Source organism: Streptomyces sp. NPDC005181 (assembly GCF_040608395.1).
Taxonomy (GTDB): Bacteria; Actinomycetota; Actinomycetes; order Streptomycetales; family Streptomycetaceae; genus Streptomyces.
In genome coordinates this window covers 51,286-71,478 of record NZ_JBEXID010000024.1, presented here as the reverse complement: position 1 = coordinate 71,478, position 20,193 = coordinate 51,286, and the positions used below count along the sequence as shown (strand labels likewise).

General features: G+C 70.4%; 19 protein-coding genes and 2 tRNA genes. 7 read left to right on the top strand and 14 right to left on the bottom strand.

Annotation, left to right across the window (positions count from 1 at the left end; translation table 11 throughout):
• Positions 1 to 81 precede the first annotated feature (81 nt).
• The 4 genes from ABZV38_RS17990 to pgsA form a co-directional block, all read right to left on the bottom strand.
• A complete protein-coding gene (locus ABZV38_RS17990; RefSeq protein WP_352266156.1) occupies positions 82 to 627 on the bottom strand; it encodes a hypothetical protein in 546 nt (181 codons plus the stop codon).
• A gap of 260 nt (positions 628 to 887) precedes the next feature.
• Entirely contained in the window at positions 888 to 2,048 is a 1,161-nt protein-coding gene (locus ABZV38_RS17985) for a glycosyltransferase family 4 protein (RefSeq protein ID WP_356328060.1), read from the bottom strand.
• Complete coding sequence (locus ABZV38_RS17980; protein ID WP_356328058.1) at positions 2,045 to 2,980, bottom strand: phosphatidylinositol mannoside acyltransferase; 936 nt, start codon at positions 2,978 to 2,980, stop codon at positions 2,045 to 2,047. Before ABZV38_RS17980 ends, ABZV38_RS17985 begins: the two co-directional genes overlap by 4 nt.
• Positions 2,977 to 3,648, bottom strand: coding sequence for a phosphatidylinositol phosphate synthase (pgsA, locus tag ABZV38_RS17975; RefSeq protein ID WP_277325135.1), 672 nt, complete (start codon positions 3,646 to 3,648; stop codon positions 2,977 to 2,979). Before pgsA ends, ABZV38_RS17980 begins: the two co-directional genes overlap by 4 nt.
• A 266-nt stretch (positions 3,649 to 3,914) precedes the next feature.
• Between pgsA and ABZV38_RS17970 the strand changes: the two genes are divergently transcribed.
• Complete coding sequence (locus ABZV38_RS17970; RefSeq protein ID WP_356328056.1) at positions 3,915 to 6,140, top strand: elongation factor G-like protein EF-G2; 2,226 nt, start codon at positions 3,915 to 3,917, stop codon at positions 6,138 to 6,140.
• 147 nt (positions 6,141 to 6,287) lie between these two features.
• On the top strand, positions 6,288 to 7,958 hold the full coding sequence (locus ABZV38_RS17965; RefSeq protein ID WP_356328106.1) for a hypothetical protein: 1,671 nt from the start codon (positions 6,288 to 6,290) through the stop codon (positions 7,956 to 7,958).
• Positions 7,959 to 8,027: 69 nt separating this feature from the next.
• On the opposite strand, the gene ABZV38_RS17960 is transcribed toward ABZV38_RS17965, so the two are convergent.
• On the bottom strand, positions 8,028 to 8,588 hold the full coding sequence (locus ABZV38_RS17960; RefSeq protein ID WP_356328055.1) for an HIT domain-containing protein: 561 nt from the start codon (positions 8,586 to 8,588) through the stop codon (positions 8,028 to 8,030).
• Between the two features lie 66 nt (positions 8,589 to 8,654).
• On the opposite strand from ABZV38_RS17960, the gene ABZV38_RS17955 reads away from it, so the two are divergent.
• Entirely contained in the window at positions 8,655 to 9,332 is a 678-nt protein-coding gene (locus ABZV38_RS17955; protein ID WP_356328053.1) for a potassium channel family protein, read from the top strand.
• Between the two features lie 34 nt (positions 9,333 to 9,366).
• Here the strand turns inward: ABZV38_RS17955 and thrS are convergent, their stop codons facing one another.
• The 3 genes from thrS to ABZV38_RS17940 form a co-directional block, all read right to left on the bottom strand.
• Positions 9,367 to 11,343 carry a threonine--tRNA ligase gene (thrS, locus tag ABZV38_RS17950; RefSeq protein ID WP_356328051.1) on the bottom strand — a complete coding sequence of 659 codons (1,977 nt, stop codon included), beginning with the start codon at positions 11,341 to 11,343 and terminating at the stop codon, positions 9,367 to 9,369.
• Between the two features lie 127 nt (positions 11,344 to 11,470).
• Positions 11,471 to 12,754 (bottom strand): hypothetical protein, encoded by a 1,284-nt coding sequence (locus ABZV38_RS17945; RefSeq protein ID WP_356328050.1) that lies wholly within the window; start codon positions 12,752 to 12,754, stop codon positions 11,471 to 11,473.
• A complete protein-coding gene (locus ABZV38_RS17940) occupies positions 12,754 to 13,350 on the bottom strand; it encodes a DUF4365 domain-containing protein (RefSeq protein WP_356328048.1) in 597 nt (198 codons plus the stop codon). The genes ABZV38_RS17945 and ABZV38_RS17940 overlap by 1 nt, the downstream gene beginning before the upstream one ends.
• A gap of 195 nt (positions 13,351 to 13,545) precedes the next feature.
• On the opposite strand from ABZV38_RS17940, the gene ABZV38_RS17935 reads away from it, so the two are divergent.
• Positions 13,546 to 14,271, top strand: a complete 726-nt coding sequence (locus ABZV38_RS17935; protein ID WP_356328046.1) for a 3'-5' exonuclease — start codon at positions 13,546 to 13,548, stop codon at positions 14,269 to 14,271.
• Between the two features lie 92 nt (positions 14,272 to 14,363).
• Here the strand turns inward: ABZV38_RS17935 and ABZV38_RS17930 are convergent.
• Both ABZV38_RS17930 and ABZV38_RS17925 read right to left on the bottom strand, forming a co-directional pair.
• Positions 14,364 to 14,435, bottom strand: a tRNA-Val gene (locus ABZV38_RS17930).
• Between the two features lie 39 nt (positions 14,436 to 14,474).
• Positions 14,475 to 14,921, bottom strand: coding sequence for an SRPBCC family protein (locus tag ABZV38_RS17925; protein WP_356328045.1), 447 nt, complete (start codon positions 14,919 to 14,921; stop codon positions 14,475 to 14,477).
• A gap of 84 nt (positions 14,922 to 15,005) precedes the next feature.
• Between ABZV38_RS17925 and ABZV38_RS17920 the strand changes: the two genes are divergently transcribed.
• Entirely contained in the window at positions 15,006 to 17,480 is a 2,475-nt protein-coding gene (locus ABZV38_RS17920; protein ID WP_356328043.1) for a hypothetical protein, read from the top strand.
• Between the two features lie 38 nt (positions 17,481 to 17,518).
• On the opposite strand, the gene ABZV38_RS17915 is transcribed toward ABZV38_RS17920, so the two are convergent.
• From ABZV38_RS17915 to ABZV38_RS17905, 3 genes are all read right to left on the bottom strand, one after another.
• Positions 17,519 to 17,680, bottom strand: a complete 162-nt coding sequence (locus ABZV38_RS17915; protein WP_356328109.1) for a hypothetical protein — start codon at positions 17,678 to 17,680, stop codon at positions 17,519 to 17,521.
• A gap of 63 nt (positions 17,681 to 17,743) precedes the next feature.
• A tRNA-Val gene (locus ABZV38_RS17910) sits at positions 17,744 to 17,815 on the bottom strand.
• A gap of 54 nt (positions 17,816 to 17,869) precedes the next feature.
• The gene (locus ABZV38_RS17905) at positions 17,870 to 18,349 is read right to left on the bottom strand and encodes a TIGR02611 family protein (protein ID WP_356328041.1); all 480 of its coding nucleotides are present in this window, start codon (positions 18,347 to 18,349) and stop codon (positions 17,870 to 17,872) included.
• A gap of 190 nt (positions 18,350 to 18,539) precedes the next feature.
• Here ABZV38_RS17905 and ABZV38_RS17900 point away from each other — a divergent pair, with 190 nt between their 5' ends.
• Both ABZV38_RS17900 and ABZV38_RS17895 read left to right on the top strand, forming a co-directional pair.
• Positions 18,540 to 18,953, top strand: coding sequence for an SsgA family sporulation/cell division regulator (locus tag ABZV38_RS17900; RefSeq protein ID WP_003959770.1), 414 nt, complete (start codon positions 18,540 to 18,542; stop codon positions 18,951 to 18,953).
• 356 nt (positions 18,954 to 19,309) lie between these two features.
• Positions 19,310 to 19,882, top strand: coding sequence for a CGNR zinc finger domain-containing protein (locus tag ABZV38_RS17895; protein WP_356328039.1), 573 nt, complete (start codon positions 19,310 to 19,312; stop codon positions 19,880 to 19,882).
• Between the two features lie 27 nt (positions 19,883 to 19,909).
• Here ABZV38_RS17895 and ABZV38_RS17890 read toward each other — a convergent pair whose 3' ends face one another.
• The gene (locus ABZV38_RS17890) at positions 19,910 to 20,065 is read right to left on the bottom strand and encodes a hypothetical protein (RefSeq protein WP_356328037.1); all 156 of its coding nucleotides are present in this window, start codon (positions 20,063 to 20,065) and stop codon (positions 19,910 to 19,912) included.
• Between the last annotated feature and the right edge of the window lie 128 nt (positions 20,066 to 20,193).

Here is a 20,193-nt window from a genome sequence, read left to right as displayed (position 1 = left end):
TCGCGTGCGGGACGAGCAGGGCCCCTGTACGGGGCGCGACGCGGCGGCCGTACAAGGGCCCGATGGCGGCCCGTTCACATGTCAGCTGACCGGGCGGTCCGCCAGCGCGACCGGCGGCTCGTCGTCCATCTCGAAGGCCAGGGGGAACGGCGCGTGCCCGGCAAGCCGGAACCAGCGCACCGTGCGGTGCCTACGCAGGGCACGCGCCGCGCGCACCGCGTCGTTGTGGAACCGCCGCGCCATCGGGACCCGGCGCACGGCCGCGGCCAGCTCGGACGCGGCCTCCTCGCCGCCAGGGATCTCCTTCACGGCCTCCACCTGGGCCGGCTCGCCGAACACCGCTCGCAGTGCGGTGCTGAGCTCGCTCTCCGCGACCTCGCGGTGCTCCTCCTCCGACTGCCGGGCCGCGTGCGCGGCCTCGTACAGCACGATGGACGCGGCCGGGTCGAGGACACCGGACGTGGCCAGTTCCTGAGTGACCGAGGCGCGGCGCAGCAGTTGTGCGTCGAGGGCGGCGCGGGCGGCGTCGATCCGCGTGTGCAGCCGGTCCAGCCGTCCGGCGGTCCAGCTGAGGTACAGGCCGATCGCGACGAGCGCGACGGCGATCCAGATGAGGGTTTCGGTCACGGGCCGCAAGGCTACCGTCGGGCGCGCGCTGCCCGGCCCTCCGGCCCGCGCACCGGCCCGGGACGGCGGCGCCGGCCCACGGTCCTCGATCGCGCCGGACAGGCCTGGCACGGACGGGCCCGGGGTGCACGGCCCTGAGGTGCACAGGCCTGTGGTCTACGGCCCGGAGCCGGACCACCCCGAGCAGGACCACATGAAGCCCGGACCACCCCGAGCAGGACCACGTGAAACCCGGACCGCACCAGCCCGACCATCCGGCCTCAGGGGCGGGCCAGCCCGAACCGGGCCCGCAGCCCAGTGCGTTCGTCCGTCGCCACCGATGCGGCCCCGTCCGTCACCGTCTCGTACACCGCGAAGATGTCCGCCCCCACCGTCGACCAGTCGAACCGCCGCACATGCGCGCTGCCCCGCTTGCTCAGCTCCGCACGCCGCTCAGGATCGCCGAGCAGCCGGATCGCCGCCTTCGCCAGCGCATCCGCGTCCTCATTGGCGAACAACTCGCCCGCCGCCCCCAGGTCCAGCACCTGTGCGAACGCGTCCAGATCGCTGGCGAGGACCGGTGCGCCCGCCGACATGGCCTCGACCAGAATGATCCCGAAGCTCTCGCCGCCCGTGTTGGGGGCCACGTACACATCGACACTGCGCAGCAGCCGTGCCTTGTCCTCGTCGCTCACCATGCCGAGGAATTCGACGCGCTCGCGCATCTCCGCGGGCAGCGAGGCGACAGCCTCCTCCTCGTCGCCCCGGCCCGCCACCAGCAGCCTGGCGTCCGGGCGGGCGGCGAGGATCGCGGGCAGTGCCCTCATCAGGACGGGCAGGCCCTTGCGCGGCTCGTCGATGCGCCCGATGAAGCCGATCGTCCCGCCCTGCCATTCGGGCTTGGGCTCGACCTTGTCGAAGAAGCCGACATCGACCCCGTTCGGAATGACCACCGCGTCACCGCCGAGGTGCTCGACCAGGGTCCGGCGCGCGTACTCGCTCACTGCGATGCGCGCGCTGATCTTCTCCAGCGCGGGCTGCAGGATCGGGTACGCGGCGATCATCGCCCGGGAACGCGGGTTGGAGGTGTGGAACGTGGCGACGATCGGCCCCTGCGCGGCCCAGCAGGCGAGCAGCCCCAGCGACGGCGAGGTCGGCTCATGGATGTGGATCACGTCGAAGGTGCCGTCGTGCAGCCAGCGGCGCACCCGCGCCGCGGAAAGGAATCCGAAGTTCAGCCGGGCGACGGAGCCGTTGTACGGGACGGGCACGGCCCGGCCAGCCGACACCACGTACGGCGGCAGCGGCGTCTCGTCGTCGGCGGGGGCCAGTACCGACACCTGGTGGCCGAGGCGGATCAGGTGCTCGGCCAGGTCGCGGATGTGGAACTGCACACCGCCCGGTACGTCCCAGGAGTACGGGCAGACGATGCCGATCTTCATGGCTTCTCCCCTCGGGGTTCGAGGTCGGCGAGCCAGAGCCGCTGCAGCATGTGCCAGTCCTCCGGGTGCTCCGCGATTCCGGTGGCGAAGGCATCGGCCAGCGCCTGTGTCATCACAGAAGTCTTCTCGGTGCGCGTACCTGACTCGGGTACCTCGACGGCCGGGTGGATCCGCGCCTTCATCACCGGAGTCCCGTCGTACCAGAGAGTCACGGGCAGCAGCAGCGCACCGGTCTGCTGGGCCAGCAGCGCGGGCCCGGCGGGCATCCGTGCCGTGTCGCCGAAGAGCGTCACCTCGACGCCGGATGCGGAGAGATCGCGGTCGGAGACCAGACAGACCAGACCGCCGTCGCGCAGCCGCCGTGCCAGGGTGCCGAAGGCGGACCCGCCGGTGTGCGGCAGGACCTCCATGCCGAGGCCCTCGCGGTAGGCGACGAACCGGTCGTACAGCGACTCGGGCCTCAGCCGCTCGGCGACCGTGGTGAACGGCACCTTCAGATCGGTGGTGACCCAGGCCCCGGCCAGGTCCCAGTTGGCCAGGTGCGGCAGGGCGAGGATCACACCGCGTCCGGCGTCGAGACCGCCGGTCAGCCTGTGGGCGTCCGTCACGTCTATGCCGGCGCTGATCCGCTCCGGGCTCCACATCGGCAGCCGGAACGACTCCATCCAGTAGCGCATGTACGAGCGCATCCCGGCCCTGGAGAGCTCGGCGAGGCGGTCCGGGCTCGCGTCCGGCACCACCCTCGCCAGATTCGCCTCCAGCCGCAGCACACTCTTGCCGCGCCGCTTCCAGACCTGGTCGGCGAGGGTACGGAAGAGGGCCCGCGCGACCGGTTCGGGGAGCTTCTTGACCGCACCCCAGCCGAGCCCGTACAGGCCGTCGGTCAGCCGTTCCTTCAGCCCCGGCTTCGACTCCCCCTGGGCGCCGCTCACTGTGCGGCCTCGCTCCCCCGGTCCGCCGCCGCGGCGGCCGCGTCGGCCTCCGCGGACTCGCGGCGCACGGTCACCACCCGCTGCACGAGCGTCACGAGACTGCCGACGGCGACGATCCACAGCGCGATCGGCAGCAGGATGTCGATCCCGGGCACACCGAACGTGTGGAGCCCGGCCAGCCCGGCCGCCACCAGCGAGATCACCAGCCGCTCGGCACGCTCGACCAGACCGTTGACCGCGACCGGTAGGCCGATCGATTCGCCGCGGGCCTTCGTGTACGAGACCACCTGGCCGCTCGCCAGGCAGAAGATCGCCACGGCGCACAGCACGTTGTCGTCACCGTTGCCCGCGTACCAGAGCGCGAACCCGCCGAAGATGGCCCCGTCGGCGACCCGGTCCAGGGTCGAGTCCAGGAACGCGCCCCAGCGGCTGGAGATACCGGCCTGCCGGGCCATGTTCCCGTCGACGAGGTCGGAGAAGACGAAGATCGTAATGACGATCGTGCCCCAGAAGAACTCCCCCATGGGGAAGAAGACCAGCGCACCTGCCATCACGCCGGCCGTACCGATGAGCGTGACCGCGTCAGGACTCACGCCGAGACGGAGCAGCAGTGCGGCGAACGGTGTGAGGACACGCGTAAAAAATGCACGCGCGTACTTGTTCAGCATGGCCTTCCCGAGGGGTCGGTGGGCCGCGCGGCCCTGTCGGCCACCGGCGGGCCCATCGTAGTCACCAGTGCAGAGGTCCATCCTCCGGGCACCCGTCCAGGTGCGTTGGCGTACGACGTATGGACGCAACCCGGCCTGAGTGGAAAGCTCGAATTACCGCGGGCGTCGCCGAAGCCGCCGCGGCGGCTCCCCCGTGCCCGCGCCCCTCATCCCCCCAACGCGCCAGGCAAGCTCCCCGCACAGCGCACTCCACCGGGAGGCACATCATGGGCGACAAGGCACACGCACACACCGGGGCCGCCGGCAGAGCAGCGACGGCCCACCGGCCCTCCTCCATACGGAATGTGGTGCTGGTCGGCCACAGCGGTTCAGGCAAGACCACCCTCGTCGAAGCCCTCGCACAGACCGCCGGAGCGGTCAACCGGGCCGGCCGGGTCGAAGACGGCGGGACGATCTCCGACTACGACGAGATCGAACACCGCCAGCAGCGCTCCGTACAGCTCTCCGTGGTCCCCGTCGAATGGGACGGGTACAAGATCAATTTGCTGGACACCCCCGGATACGCCGACTTCGTCGGGGAACTCAGGGCCGGTCTGCGGGCAGCGGACGCGGCCCTCTTCGTTGTCTCGGCGGCCCAGGAGGCCGACGCCGTGGCGGGCACCACCCGCGCAGTGTGGGAGGAGTGTGCCGCCGTCGGCATGCCACGCGCGATCGTCGTCACCCACCTCGACACCGCGCGCACCTCCTTCGACGGGATGACCCGGGTCTGCGGGGAGATCTTCGGCGGCGACGACCCCGACGCCGTACTGCCGCTCTATCTCCCGGTGCTCGGCCCCGAGGGCCCGGACGGGCACGCCCCGCTGACCGGACTCACCGGACTCCTCTCGCAGCGGATCTTCGACTACTCCTCCGGCGAGCGGAAGGAGACCCCGCCGGCCGACGACCAGCAGACACCGCTCCAGGACGCCCGCAGCCGGCTGATCGAAGGGATCATCGCCGAGAGCGAGGACGAGACCCTGATGGACCGCTACCTCGGCGGCGAGGACATCGACATCAAGACCCTCATCGACGACCTGGAGCGCGCCGTCGCCCGTGGTTCCTTCCACCCCGTCCTCACCGCGGCACCCGCCGCCGACGGCGCCCGCCAGGGCATCGGCACCGTCGAACTCCTCGATCTGATCACCGGCGGCTTCCCGACCCCGCTGGAGCGGCCGCTGCCCGCCGTCACCACCCCGCAGGGCGCCCTGCGTCCCGCCCCGGCCTGCGACCCCGGAGGACCGCTGGTCGCCGAGGTGGTCAAGACGGCCTCCGACCCGTACGTCGGACGCGTCTCACTCGTCCGCGTCTTTTCCGGCACCCTCCGCCCCGACGAAACCGTCCATGTCCTCGGCCACGGCCTCACCGACCCCGGCCACGAACCCCGTCCCTTCCATGACGCGGAGATCCGGGTCGGTGCTCTCTCCGCCCCGTTCGGCAAGCAGCAGCGCGCTCTGACCAGCTGCATCGCCGGAGATCTGGCCTGCGTCGCCAAACTGGGCAGCGCCGAGACCGGGGACACCCTCTCGGCGCCGGAGGATCCGCTGCTGATGGAGCCCTGGAGCATGCCCGACCCGCTGCTGCCGCTCGCCATCGAGGCACACAGCAAGGCGGACGAGGACAAGCTCTCCCAGGGGCTCGCACGGCTCGTCGCCGAAGACCCGACCATGCGCCTCGAACAGAACCAGGACACGCATCAGGTCGTCCTGTGGTGCCTCGGCGAAGCCCATCAGGACGTGGCCCTGGACCGGCTGCGCACCCGATACGGGGTCCAGGTCGACTCCGTACCGCACAGGGTGCCCCTGCGCGAGACGTTCGCCGGCCCGTCGACCGGCCGCGGCCGGCACGTCAAACAGTCCGGAGGCCACGGCCAGTACGCCATCTGCGAGATCGACGTGGAGCCGCTGCCCCCCGGTTCGGGCATCGAATTCGTCGACAAGGTGGTCGGCGGAGCGGTACCGCGCCAGTTCATCCCGTCCGTGGAGAAGGGGGTACGCGCCCAGGCCGCCCGCGGAGTGGCGGCCGGCCATCCCCTCGTCGACGTCCGGATCACCCTGCGGGACGGGAAGGCGCACTCCGTGGACTCGTCCGATGCCGCGTTCCAGGCGGCGGGCGCACTGGCGCTGCGGGAAGCGGCCGCGGACACCCGTATCCAGCTCCTCGAACCCGTCTCCGAGGTCCAGGTCCTGATCCCCGACGACTTTGTGGGACCGGTGATGAGCGATCTGTCGGGGCGGCGCGGGCGCGTGGTCGGCACCGAGCAGTCGGGACCGGGACGCACCCTCGTACGGGCCGAAGTGCCGGAGCTGGAGATCGGCCGGTACGCGGTCGACCTGCGCTCCCTGTCGCACGGCACCGGCCGCTTCGACCGGTCGTACGCCCGGCACGAAGCGATGCCGCCACAGCTCGCGGACCGCATCCGCGAAGAGCAGGAAAAAGCCTCAAACGGTACATAACCGACAGCGCTGCCCGTCCTTGTCCACAAGGGCGGGCAGCCTATGGATCCGGACGATACGCTGTGGTCCCAGCTCAGAAGGTGTGCCGGGCACGGCAGTTGGGAAACAGCCGCGGGAGCAGATCTTTGGCGGCAAGTGGGGGCGACAGTGGCCAACGGCGGATTCGATTTCTCTCCCGGAGCGCAGATCCCGCTCCAGGGTGCGGCCGGACAGGCGGTGGCGACGAACGCCCTGGCCTCCGCCGCATACCGCGACAGCCCGGTGGAAGACATCCTCAAGGCCGACAGCGAGTGGCACAAGTCCAAGATCGAGGAGGGCCGGTCCAAGCTCTTCAAGAGTAAATACTTCGCCCCCAACCTCGGCGAGGCCTTCTCCCGCGCCGTCCAGGAACGCATGCTGGGCGGCGCCCGCAAGGCCCTCATCCAGTCATTCGGCACGGACCCGCAGACCGTCGTCGAGCACTGCCTGTCCGCGACCCGGCTCCGCAAGGCCCGGGACACCAAACTTACCCTGGTCACCCTGCTCTTCGGCTTCCTCTTCCTGCCCGGACTGCTCCTGTGGGTCCTCGCGTTCCGTCTCCGCGACGGCCTGGGCGCGACCAAGGACAAGGCCCTCAGCGCCCTCGGCATCGCCCTGCTCCCCCTCATCGGCATCGTGGCCCTGTTCTTCCTGATCAAACTGCCGGCCACCGGACTCCTTGCGCTGTACCTGCGCGCCATGATCGTCGCCCCCGTCATCGGCTGGCTGATCGCCAAACGGATCGCCGAGACGTCCGCCAAGGACATGCGCGCCCGCTGGGAAGGGCTGCTCACCGGCGGCGGTGTCATCGCCAAGATCCCCGAGGCCGTACCGAAGAACCCGAACGAGACCGCCCGCGAGGCGCTCCGCCAGGGCCTGGAGAAGCTGGCGGCCGAGCAGCAGTCCAACTCCGTCTTCTATGCCGGCCCCAAGGGCATCCTCGGCATGGGAACCCGCTGGGGCAGCTGGCAGCTCGCCGAGGAGCTCGTCTCCAAGGAACCCGGCAAGGAATTCCACCAGTTCCGCAGCTGGGACCTCATACGCGTCATCCATGACCAGCTCAAGATGCTGGAACGCGGACCACTGCACACCGGCGGCTTCCCCACCCCGTCGGTCACGCACTGGATCGTCTCGCCCGTCGGCGAGAACGCCGACGAGGTCACCCGCCCGGACGGCGAGGACGTCGCCACCTTCCAGATCAAGCCGCACGAGATACAGCGGATCTGCAACCACCAGCAGTTCGGCAGCGGTGACCGGCATTACCTGGGCGTCCAGTTCACCCTCTGGGACGGTCAGCTGGTGATCACCATGATGATCACTGTCACGGTGCTCCACGAAACGCTGCGGATCGAGGTCACCGGGCACGCCCTGGGCCCCGTCCACTCGCTCTTCACGAGCAAGCCGAAAGCCAAGGAGAAGACGGTCAACAAGACGGTCAGGTTCTGGGAGACCCGCAAGATCACGCTCCCGCTGGTGGAGTCCAAGGAGGTCGTCCGCCTGGCCCTGCGCGCCCCCTTCACCTGGTATCCGCCACTGCTCGACTACCTGGGCGGCAAGATCACCCTCCCGGAGCCGTTCGGCGTGCGCCACGCCTGGGCCGAGAAGCCGTGGCGCCATCGCTTCATGGCGGACGACGCGATCCGCGCCGCCACCCCGGTCCTGCGGGCCGTGCACACCGCGGCGCTCCGCGTCCTCGACGAGAACGGCGTCGACACGGAGCGTTTCGACAACCGCTCCATGATTCTCAGCGGATTCGTGCAGGACCCGACGCCGAAGAAGGCCGACGTGTACGACGCATAGAGACGCACCGGATACGTGTGTGGGGCGCCCCGGACCACTCCGGGGCGCCCCACACACGTACGGCTCGACTCAGCCCGCGGGCCAGGCGTCCGCCAGCATTTTCCGGGTGTCGGCCAGCAGCTGCGGCAGCACCTTCGTATGTCCCACCACCGGCATGAAGTTCGTGTCGCCACCCCAGCGCGGCACCAGGTGCTGATGCAGATGGGCAGCGATGCCCGCGCCCGCCACCGCTCCCTGGTTCATCCCGATGTTGAAGCCGTGCGCCCCCGAGGCCGTCCGCAGCGCCGACATCGCGCGCTTGGTGAAGTCGGCCAGCTCGAGCGTCTCCGGACCGTCCAGCTCCGTGTAGTCGGCGACATGCCGGTACGGCACCACCATGAGGTGGCCGCCGTTGTACGGATACAGGTTGAGCACGGCATAGACCTTCTCGCCGCGCGCCACGACGAGTCCGTCCTCGTCCGATTTCGCCGGGATCGCACAGAACGGACAGCCGTCGCCGGCCTCGGGGCCGGTCGGCTTGTTCTCACCCTGGATGTACGCCATCCGGTGAGGCGTCCACAGGCGCTGGAACGCGTCGGGCGTTCCCACTCCGATCTGCTGCTCCGGCTCAGTCGTCATGCCGATCAGCATATTGCTTCACTCCCGCCGAGCGTGTCGCCGGGGCCGCACCGGCCGGCGGACAGCGATGCTGAGGCGATGAGCGACCGGCCCACGGACTCCACCCCCCTGCGGTTCAGCCGCTGGGAGCAGCACACGGAAGTACCGCTCTTCATCGCGTCGCTGGTCTTCCTCATCGGGTACGCGGGCCGGGTCCTCGCCCCCCACGACGCCCAGCCCTGGCGCGGCCTCGCCCTGATCCTGGTCTGTTCCACCTGGCTGCTCTTCGCGGTGGACTACGTCGTACGGATCCGGCTCAGCGGCCAGGGCCTGCGGTTCCTGCGCATCCACTGGCTGGACACGGTGGTGCTGGTCCTTCCACTGCTGCGGCCGCTGCGCCTGATCCGGCTCTACACGGCCCTCCAGCGGCGAAGGGAGCAGCCACGGCTGAGTCTGTACGCCCGGGTGATCGCCTACGCCGGTATGACCGCCCTGCTGCTCGGATTCTCGGCCGCGCTGGCCGTGTACCACCAGGAGCACGACGCTCCGGGCGCCACGATCCGTACGTTCGGCGACGCGGTGTGGTGGGCGTGCGAGACGCTCACCACAGTGGGGTACGGCGACGCGGTCCCGGTCACGCCGGGCGGCAGGACCGTCGCCACGGGGCTGATGGTCTGCGGTCTGGCGCTGCTGGGGGCAGTGACGGGTTCGTTCTCGTCATGGCTGGTGCAGGTGTTCACCCGGGAGGACGAGAAGGGGCCCACGCAGAGCGGCTAGCGCTGCGTGGACCCCTGGAGCCCCGGTCGGCCGGTCAGACCTGGACGCGGTCCTCGACGGCCTTCTGGATCTTGGCGATGGCCTCGTCGACCGGGATGCCGTTCTCCTGCGATCCGTCGCGGTAGCGGAAGGAGACGGCACCGTTGGCCATGTCCTCGTCGCCCGCGATGATCATGAAGGGAACCTTGGCCTTCTGCTGGTTGCGGATCTTCTTCTGCATGCGGTCGGACGAGGCGTCCACCTCGACCCGCAGCCCCTTCTTCCTGGCCGCCGCCGCGAACTCCTGGAGGTACGGGATGTGCGCGTCGCCGATCGGGATGCCGACCGCCTGGACCGGGGCCAGCCACACCGGGAATGCACCCGCGTAGTGCTCCAGCAGCACGGCGAAGAACCGCTCGATGGAGCCGAACAGAGCCCGGTGGATCATGACCGGGCGCTGCTTGGTCCCGTCGGGGCCGGTGTACTCCAGGTCGAAGCGCTCCGGCAGATTGAAGTCGAGCTGCACGGTCGACATCTGCCAGGTGCGGCCGATGGCGTCCTTGCACTGGACCGAGATCTTCGGGCCGTAGAACGCGGCGCCCCCCGGGTCGGGGACCAGGGGAAGGCCCTGCTTCTCGGCCACCTGGCGCAGCGTCTCGGTGGCCTCGTCCCAGATCTCGTCCGAGCCGACGAACTTCTCCGGGTCCTTGGTGGAGAGCTCCAGGTAGAAGTCGGTCAGACCGTAGTCGCGCAGCAGGTTCAGGACGAAGGTGAGCGTCTTGTCGAGCTCCTCCGCCATCTGCTCCTTGGTGCAGTAGATGTGCGCGTCGTCCTGCGTGAAGCCGCGCGAGCGGGTCAGGCCATGCACCACACCCGACTTCTCGTAGCGGTACACCGTGCCGAACTCGAAGAGACGCAGCGGCAGTTCACGGTAGGAGCGGCCGCGGGCGTCGAAAATCAGGTTGTGCATGGGGCAGTTCATCGGCTTGAGGTAGTAGTCCACCCCGTCGTCGAGCTGCATGGGCGGGTACATGCCTTCGGCGTACCAGTCCAGGTGGCCGGACTTCTCGAAGAGCTTGCCCTTGGTGGCGTGCGGCGAGTAGACGAACTCGTAGCCCTCTTCCTCGTGCCGCTTGCGCGAGTAGTCCTCCATCGCCCGGCGGATGATGCCGCCCTTGGGGTGGAAGACGGCGAGGCCGGGGCCGATCTCGTCGGGGAAGGAGAAGAGGTCCAGCTCGTTGCCGAGCTTGCGGTGGTCGCGCTTGGCGGCCTCCTCCAGGAACTCCAGGTGCGCCTTGAGCTCGTCCTTGGTGGGCCAGGCGGTGCCGTAGATGCGCTGCAGCATCGGGTTCTTCTCGCTGCCCCGCCAGTACGCCGCGGCGTTCCGCATCAGCTTGAACGCCGGGATGTTCCGGGTGGTCGGCAGGTGCGGACCCCGGCAGAGGTCCTTCCAGCACAGGTCACCGGTCTTGGCGTCCAGGTTGTCGTAGATGGTCAGCTCGCCGCCGCCCACCTCGACATCCGCGCCGTCGTCCGTGGAGGCGGCACCCTTGATGCCGATGAGCTCCAGCTTGTACGGCTCGTCGGCCAGCTCCTCGCGGGCGGCCTCGTCGGTGACGACCCGGCGGGAGAACCGCTGTCCCCGCTTCTGGATCTCCTGCATCTTCTTCTCGATGGCCTTGAGGTCCTCGGGCGTGAACGGCTTCTCGACGTCGAAGTCGTAGTAGAAGCCGTCCTTGACCGGCGGGCCGATGCCGAGCTTGGCCTCGGGGAAGAGCTCCTGCACGGCCTGCGCCATGACATGCGCGGTGGAGTGCCGGAGGATGTTCAGGCCGTCCTCGGAGGAGATCTCGACGGGCTCGACGACCTCGCCGTCGGCGACGGCGTACGCGAGGTCCTTCAGCTCACCGGCGACCCGGGCGGCAATGACGGTGCGCTCGCCGGGGAAGAGCTCGGCAGCCGTAGTGCCCGTCGTCACCACGCGCTCTTCCCGCTCGGAATCGCGTTGGATGATCACACGGACGTCTGACACCGGTCTCTCCTGACTGAAGGGGGTGCGCGCCCTGTTCCACTGCGCACGCAAGACGAATCGTACCGAGCCGACGGCCCCCTTTGCGAAAGGGTTCGCTCCGGCCGCTCGCCTGCCCGGCACGGTGCGCCTATTCGCCCGTGCAGGCCTCCTCGAAGAAGTCGAGGTTCTCCTGGAGCGACTTCATCAGCCGGTCCCGTTCCGCCTCGTCGACCTGTACGGGTACCACCTGAGAGGCCCGGGTCAGCCGCCGGAAGCCGTCCCGGCTCTCCAGCCGCCCCTCCACCCGGATCGGCAGCCCGACGAGATGGGCGTGGCCGGCGATCCGGTACGCCTCCTCGTCGAGCTCCAGCCGTACGTGCGGGACCTCGGCGCCCGCCAGGACCCGCAGCCGTACGATGCCGGCGCCGCGCGGTCCCGAGCGGCGCATCCGGACCACGGCCCCGGTGATCCGTACGGTGACGGCCGGTTCGTCCTCGATGTAGCGAGCGCCCGCCAGCCGCAGGGCGGGCAGGTCGCCGGGTGAGAACTCGACCGGTTCGGGGCGGGCGGGGCAGCCTTCGGGCGTTCCCGCGGCGGGTGCCCAGGCGAGGGAGATCCTCGTCCCTTCCGAGCCACGGACCAGGGCGATGACGGCCTGGGTCAGCTCCCGGCTGACACCGGCCTCGACGGCGCCGTCGAAGGCTTCCATGCCCCCGGTGGCGCGCTGGAAGTCGATGGCTTCGCGGGTGGCGTACAGGGCGTGGTACAGCCGCACGGAGACGGCGCGACCCGGTTCGACGGGGAGATACGCGGTGAGGTCACGGCCGCCCGGCGAGGGTCCGACGAGGATGCCTTCGAGCGCGGCGAGGGCCCTGCGGCGGTGGCGTGCACCGTGGAAGCCGGTGCGCCCCCGCACGGCGAGCGCCCCGGCGAGAAGGATCTGCCGGGCCGCGGCGCGCAGCTGTTCGGCACCGCTCCAGCTGGCCGCCCCGGCGGCGCCCGCGGCGCCGGCCGCACCGTCGGGGACATCGCGCCACCAGCGGATCTCGTCGCTGGGCACGGCGAGGGAGACCAGGACGTCGCGGGCGGAGGGTGCTGCGCTGCGGGCGAGCGCGGTGAGCGCCTCGGCGAGGAGGTCCTCGCTGTCGGGGAAGGCCGTGGTGTCGGGTACCAGGAGGCTCGTACCGCCGCCGGAAGGTGCCACGGTTCCCGGCGGGGTCCATCGGCTGTAGCGTCCGGCCGCGCCGCCACGGCGGCGCCAGCCGTGCCGGTCCAGCAGGGCGCCGAGGACCGCGGGGTCGACGCGGGCGGGATCGGGGATGTCCCCCACGGGCGGCAGCACCGTGGGCCAGTGGCCCACGGTCTCGCTGGGGTGTGGTCGCGTGCCCGACGGCATCACTGCGTCGGCGGGCTCGTCCATCGGCCGGTGCATCAGGGTCTCCCTCCCGCCCCGACCCGCGTCATGATCTCGCAGAGCGCGCGGTCGTCGAATATGCGCGTGGTCGGGATCCGCACAGTGGTCCTGTGCCGGCCTGTCACCGCATGGCCGGCCAGGTTGGTCCAGTAGCAGCAGTGCCGCAGGTCCAGCCTGTCGTGGCCGGCCCGCAGCCAGTCGTCCTGGCTGCGGGGCACAACCATCACGACCAGGATCTTGTGAACCGACACGGGCGTCCGGGCGAGCTTCACGAGGTGGGCGTTGTCCAGCGTGAAGGCGAACGTCGGTCCGGTCGGGTGCGGCGGTATCTGATAGGTGCATTTCAGCTGCACCTTTATGGTCACCTCGTCGTCGACGAGGTGACCGGGGGCGCCGTGGCTGACATGCCAGTCGATGCCGTTGTCGGGGAAAGGCTGCGACAGGGAGCACCCCGCCGCGGCCGCGACCGCGTGCAAGTAGCCCACCTGGAGGGTCTCCATGCAGGCGGTGGTGGCTAGTGTGCCGCGCAGCGGAGCGATCTGCTGGGGCAACAGCCCTCCCCCGTAGCCTTCGGCACGGGAGGGGCCCCCTGATTCGGGCTGCGCGAGCGCCATGGCTCCGTATGCCTTCCGGGCTGTGCCGTTCGGTTTGTTCGGTTGGTGAGTGGTCGGGGCAACTTCCGCGCCCCTCACCTGTGTTGTCACCGCACGGAGCGGCCCGCAAACGGCGTATCAGGCAAAGGGCCCGGGTATCACCGAATCGGGCAGGGGAATCACGCCATCTGCCGGTCGGGCACGAGGAGTTCGGGGATGACTCACTGGTATGAAGGGCCACTGGCCGCTTTTGACACCGAGACAACGGGAGTCGACGTCGAGGAGGACCGCATCGTTTCGGCCGCCCTCGTCGTCCAGGACACGGCGGGCGGACGCATGCGCGTCACCCGCTGGCTGGTGAATCCGGGGGTGCCGGTGCCCGTGGGGGCCACCGAGATCCACGGTCTGACCGACGACCACCTCCAGCGCAACGGCCGGTGGCCGGCGCCGGTGGTGGAGGAGATAGCCAGGGCACTGGCCGAGCAGTGCGCGGCCGGACGCCCTCTCGTCGTGATGAACGCGCCGTTCGATCTGACGCTGCTGGACCGGGAGCTGAAGCGGCACCGGGCGTCGTCGCTGGCCGGGTATCTGGAGAACACGCCGCTGTGCGTGCTGGATCCGCGAGTGCTGGACAAGCATCTGGACCGCTACCGCAAGGGCCGGCGCACGCTCACCGATCTCTGTGCGCTGTACGAGGTAGTGCTGGACGGCGCCCATGACGCGGCGGCCGATGCGGCGGCGTCGCTGGAACTGGTGCGGGCGGTGGGGCGGCGCTTCTCGTCGCGTCTGGAGCGGTTGTCCCCGGCGGAGCTGCATGCCTTGCAGGCAGTCTGGCATGCGGCGCAGGCGCGCGGGCTGCAGGCCTGGTTCGCGAAGAGCGGTACGCCGGAGGCGGTGGATCCGGCGTGGCCGTTGCGTCCGGAACTCCCGGCGGCGGCATGATCGCGGACCGGCGGAAGCCGGTCCCGTGATCGTGATCCGGACATGCAGAGGCCGGTCCGTCGATGGTGCTGACGGACCGGCCTCTCCCGGGGTGGGCGATACTGGTTTCGAACCAGTGACCTCTTCGGTGTGAACGAAGCGCTCTCCCACTGAGCTAATCGCCCGGGAACGCACTGAACCATACAGGGCTCGGCGGGTGTGGTTCAAACTCCTTCAAGACGGGCCGCCAGTCCGCGGCGCCCGGCCCGCATCATCAGCGCGTGGTTCGCCCGGAACACCGCACGTCCCGGCACCGCGAGCAGCCGCATCATCGTCCGGCGCACCTCGACCTCCTGCTCGTACGTGGCTCGGGCGCCGGTGCCGTGTGCGGTGACGGTCCAGCGGGCCCAGCCGTCGAGGTCGCCACCGAGGGTCACTTCCAGCACTCCGGCCGCCGGGTCGCGGCGGCTCTCGCGGACGGTCATGACGAGGTCGTACGGGAGGAAGGAGCGGATCCGCATGGTCCCGGTGGCGTCGTCGACCGTGGCGACCTCGCGGATCTGCGGCCACCATCGCGGGTACTCCTCGGCGCGTTCGAGGACTCCATACACGACAGCGGGTGGGGCGGATACATCCCAGACACTCACAAAACGGTAGTGACTCCAGTCCATGGGTCCCAGTCTGCGCATACTCAGTCCGGCAACTGAGTACGCGAGCGCATGTCCGGACCTGTGGGCCGCGCCACACTCCCGCTTATGGAACATGTGCCGCCGCCCGCCGAGGAATTGGCGCTCCTCGACCGTGAACTGGCCCGGCTGGACGCCCGCCGGATACAGCTGCTGACCCGTCGTGCCTGGCTGCTGAGTGTTCTGCAGCCGGCGGCCGCGCCTCCCGCCGCACCGCCAGGACGGCCGGCCCCGGCCCCGTTCGCACTCCCCTTCCCCTCGGCGGCCCCGGTGCCGCCGCGCAGCGCGCAGAATGTGCTGCTGACCCTGGGCGGTCTGCTGCTGACGATCGCGGCGATCGCGTTCACCCTGGTCAGCTGGGGTCAGATGGGGATCGGCGGCCGCTCAGCGGTACTCGCTCTGGTGACGGTCGCCGCGCTGGCCGCGCCCCCCGTGCTGCTGCGCCGTGGGCTGTCGTCGACGGCCGAGTCGCTGGGCGCGCTCGCGCTGGTGCTGATGGTGCTGGATGCCTATGCACTGCACCGGGTGGCGGCGCCGGACACCGGCGGTCTCGGGTTCGCCTCGGCCGCATCGGCGGTGCTGGCCGTTCTGTGGGCGGCGTACGGTCTGGCGCTCGGCAAGCTGCGTCTGCCGCTGCCGATGGCCGTGGTGAGCGTGCAGTTCACGCTGGTGCTGTGGGCCTGGGCGGTGGGTGCGCAGGCATCGGTCTTCGGTGGGGCGATGCTGCTGACGGCGGCGCTGGACTGTGCGATCGCCCTGTGGGGCAAGGGCGTTGCGGTGCGGGTGACCGCGGCCGTCGGTGGATGTCTGACAGGGTCGGCCGGGCTGCTGGTGGCTCTGGTGCTGTCGGTGACGGCCGATGCGCCGCGGGCGGCGGTGGCGCCCGCGGCGCTGTTGCTGGCGGGGGCGGCGGTCGCGCTGTTCGGGGTGTGGCGGGCGCCGAAGGAGTTCGCGGTGGCCGGTGGGCTGCTGGCCGGGCTTGCCGTCGTGGCCGGGGTGGGCGGTGTGCTGCGTGCGGGGGCTGCTCAGGACTGGTCGGTTCCGGTGTATCTGCTGTGCGCTCTCGTGCTGTTGGCGGCGGTACGGGCTCCGCTGCCGCGACCGGCGGGGCAGGGAGTGCTGTGGGCGTCGGGGGTGGTGGTCGCGGGGTCGGTGCTGGCCGCGGCGCCTGCAGTCGGGATGACGCTGGTGGGTCCGGTGTCGCGGGTGACCGCGGTGTGGCCGGGTGCACCGGCGGGCCGTGCTCGCGGTGCACTGGGGCTGGAGGACATGGAGTGGTCGCAGCTCTCCACCGCGCCGGTGCTGCTGTTGGTGGTGGCCGGTCTGGCGGGAGCGGCGTACCGCTGGTGGACGTGGTGTGTGCGGACGGCCGGGGCGGTGGTCTCCCCCGGTGCGACATGGCGGGGTGCGGCGGGTGCGAGTGCGCTGGTGCTCGGCTGGACAGGGCTGCTGGTGCTGCCGGTTGCGCTGGACACCCCGTACGCGGTGGCGGTGACGGTGCATTCGGTGCTGGTCGCGGCGCTCCTCGCCGTGGCAGTACGGGGGGTGCGCCGCGGCGGGGACCCTGTCGCGTCGGCCGCGCTGGTGTGCGCTGTGGTCGGGGCGGTGAGTGCGGGGGTGCTGTCGCTGGCCGTGGAGCCCGCCACGTATGCGGTGTTCGGGGCGCTGCTGGTGCTGTTCGGGGCGGCGGCGGTGGGGACGCGTACCGATGCGGCGCCGGCGATCCGGGTGAGGCAGGCGGTGCCGGCGTGTGCGGCCGTGGTGTGCGCGATGGTGCTTGCCGGTGCGGTCGGGGCGTCGCTGGAGCTGGCGACGTACCGGGCGGCGCCGCTCATGCTGGTCGTCCCCACGGTGACGGTGCTGCTCGGGGCGCGGCTGCGGAACGGCCCGTCGGCGTTGCCGGTCGAGCCGACCGGCGCTGTCGCGGGTGCGGTGGCGGTCGCGATGGCCGTGCCGGATGCGCCGTTCCTGGCCCTGGTTCTCGCGCTGTGCGGAGTGCTGGCGGCGGGCACGGCCGTGCGTGCGGAACGGCGGCCGGTGGCCGGGTATGTGGCGGTGGTCCTGTTCGTCCTGGCGACCTGGGTGCGGCTGTCGGCTTCGGACGTGTCGACGCCGGAGGCGTACACCCTGCCGGTGACGGTGCCCGCGCTGGCGGTCGGTGTGCTGCGCGGGCGCCGTGATCCGGCGGCGTCCTCATGGGCGGCCTACGGGGCGGGCCATACAGCAACACTGGTGCCGAGCCTCTTCGCGGCCTGGGTCGACCCCTCGTGGGTGCGGCCGCTGCTGCTGGGGGTGGCGGCGCTGGTCATCACACTGGCCGGGGCGCGGCTGCGGCTGCAGGCCCTGCTGCTGCTCGGTGGGGCGGTGCTGGCGATGGACGCGCTGCACGAACTGGCGCCGTATGTGGTCCAGGTCGTGGGTGCGCTGCCGCGCTGGCTGCCGCCCGCGCTGGCCGGTCTGCTGCTGCTGGCGGTCGGGGCGACGTACGAGCAGCGGCTGCGCGATGCGCGGCGGCTGAAGGACGCCCTGGGCCGGATGCGCTGACATGATCGAGGCCCGGCCCTGGGCGTGCTTCGGCCGCCTCAGACCGACATCCGGTCACCGAGGAGTGCGAGGTTCTCGATGGCGGCGAGTCCGTCCAGCGCGGTGTCGTCGGTGCAGGCCCGGTCGGCCTCGCTGCCGACGACGGTGGACGGGGCCGAATTCGTTCGAAGCGCTTCAACCCCGTACGGGGTCGACGGCACCGGGCGCATGGGAAACGCAGAGGGTCCGTGAGACTCTGCAGTCTCACGGACCCTCTGTCCGGGTGGGCGATACTGGTTTCGAACCAGTGACCTCTTCGGTGTGAACGAAGCGCTCTCCCACTGAGCTAATCGCCCCGGCGCACGGCAAACATTACCCCATGTCAGCGGTGCCTTCCGACCATGCTGGGGTCACTCGTGGATCTTCCACGGCATCACGATCCCGAACTTCCAGACATAGATCCCGACCAGCACGGCGATGATCACCAGCCCGACCACGGTGAGGATGATGTTCCGCCGCCGGACCTTGGGATCGAGCGCCTTCTGCGCCGCCTCGGTGACCTTGCGGCGGGTCCAGCGCAGCACCAGCTGCGCCCAGACGAACTCGGTCGCCCAGATCGCCATACCGCCGAAGATCACCAGCCAGCCGGGCCCGGGCAGCGGCAGCAGGATGATGCCGGCCACGACCACGGCGAGGCCGGCCACGAAGACGCCGACCTGCCAGCTCAGGTGGAGCACCTTGGACGCCTTGATGAAGCCGGGCGCCCGCGAGCCGAGCTCCCGCTCACCCTTAGCCGCACCCTCCGTGACGTCCGGCGTCACATCCCCCGCAGCGGACTCCCGGGCCGCCGGTGCGGCGACCTCGTCCCGCGCGTCACTCTCCGCATTCATAGGGCCCAACCTACCGGAACGGTCTTTGTCACCGGAATGGCCGCATGACCCAAAGTTACACACCGCTGTACGAGCTACCTGAAGGACCACAAAAAGGTCAGAGGGGTTTACAACGCCACCGTAGGTGGCATGTCGATTTCGCCGACGTGCGAATCCCCGAGCGCACACTGAGCGAAAGGCCCTGGCGCTTATGAACACCACGGTCAGCTGCGAGCTGCACCTGCGCCTCGTTGTGTCGAGCGAGTCCTCACTGCCTGTACCCGCGGGCCTGCGGTATGACACGGCCGATCCGTATGCCGTGCACGCCACCTTCCACACCGGAGCGGAGGAGACGGTCGAATGGGTATTCGCCCGCGACCTCCTTGCCGAGGGGCTGCATAGGCCCACCGGCACCGGAGACGTCCGCGTCTGGCCATCCCGTAGTCACGGCCAGGGCGTCGTCTGCATCGCGCTGAGCTCCCCAGAGGGCGAAGCCTTGCTCGAGGCCCCGGCGAGGGCCCTGGAGTCGTTCCTGAAGAGGACCGACGCCGCAGTGCCGCCCGGCACCGAGCATCGTCATTTCGACCTCGATACGGAGCTCTCACACATCCTGGCCGAGAGCTGAGCCAGATCGAGAGCTGCACGGCGCCGTCCGACTCGGGGCGACGGTACCGCGCAGACAACCACATAGGGCAGACACCGACGCCGTGACCACGGAAACCACCGTGGTCACGGCGTCGGCGCGATGTGCGCCGGCGCGCACCGGCGCACATCCGGCCCACCGATCCGTGCCTGGGATGTCCCAGCGCGCCCTCAGTGCCCCCGTACGTCTCCCCCGGCCCCCTGGCGCCCACCCCATGGCCGGTAAGCGCTCCTCGCCGGCCCCACGGGCCCTCTCGGGCCCCTGTGCGCCTTCGCCGAGCCAGTAGAGTCAGCCGGCATCGGCGGGCGCCCGCTCGCCGGAGGCCAGGGAGCGAAAGCGTGCTGATCCCCCACGACACCCGGATCGCCCTCGACACGGTGGTCGATCTGGTGAACACCGCACCGGAGACCGACCCGCCGGAGGGCGAACGGAACGACGGTCTCGCCGACATCGAAGCGCTGTACGGATTCGCCCGGCGGCACCGCATCAGCGGGGTGGACGACCTCGGCGAGAAGGACCTGCGGGCCGTACACGATGTACGGACCCGCTTCGCGGAGATCTTCGCGACACGAGACACCCGGATCGCCGCCGGTCTCGTCAACAACCTCGTGGCCGCCGCGGGCACCACACCGCAGCTCAGCAACCACGACGGCTACGACTGGCATGTGCATTACTTCGCACCGGACGCGTCGATCGCCGACCATCTCGCGGCCGACTGCGGCATGGCGCTGGCCTTCATCGTCGTGGCGGGCGAGCAGGAGCGGCTGCGGCGCTGCGAGGCACCGGACTGCCGGGACGCGTTCGTCGATCTGTCCCGCAACCGCTCCCGCCGGTACTGCTCCAGCCGCACCTGCGGTAATCGGCTGCATGTCGCCGCATACCGGGCGCGCCGCAGGGAAGCGGCCGGCTGACCGCTCACCGCCCGGTTCATCGCCCGCTCACAGCAGGAAGAGATCGTGCAACGCGGCCATCAGCAGCAGGCCGCCGACCACCGTGAGGAAGATCATCAGAGGGGGCTGGGACAGCGCGAAGAGGCAGCCACGCGGCTCTTCGTCAGGGGGTGCGGGGGCATCGCCCCGGGAGGTGTCCACCATCTCGGGACGATCATGACGCAGACCGGACCCCATTGGCGCTCAACACGCCTTTTTGTGACGGGAGTTCACCCTCTCCATGACCGAGAGGATTCGCTCCGGCGTCCGATCCGCCGTCACATATTCGGGAC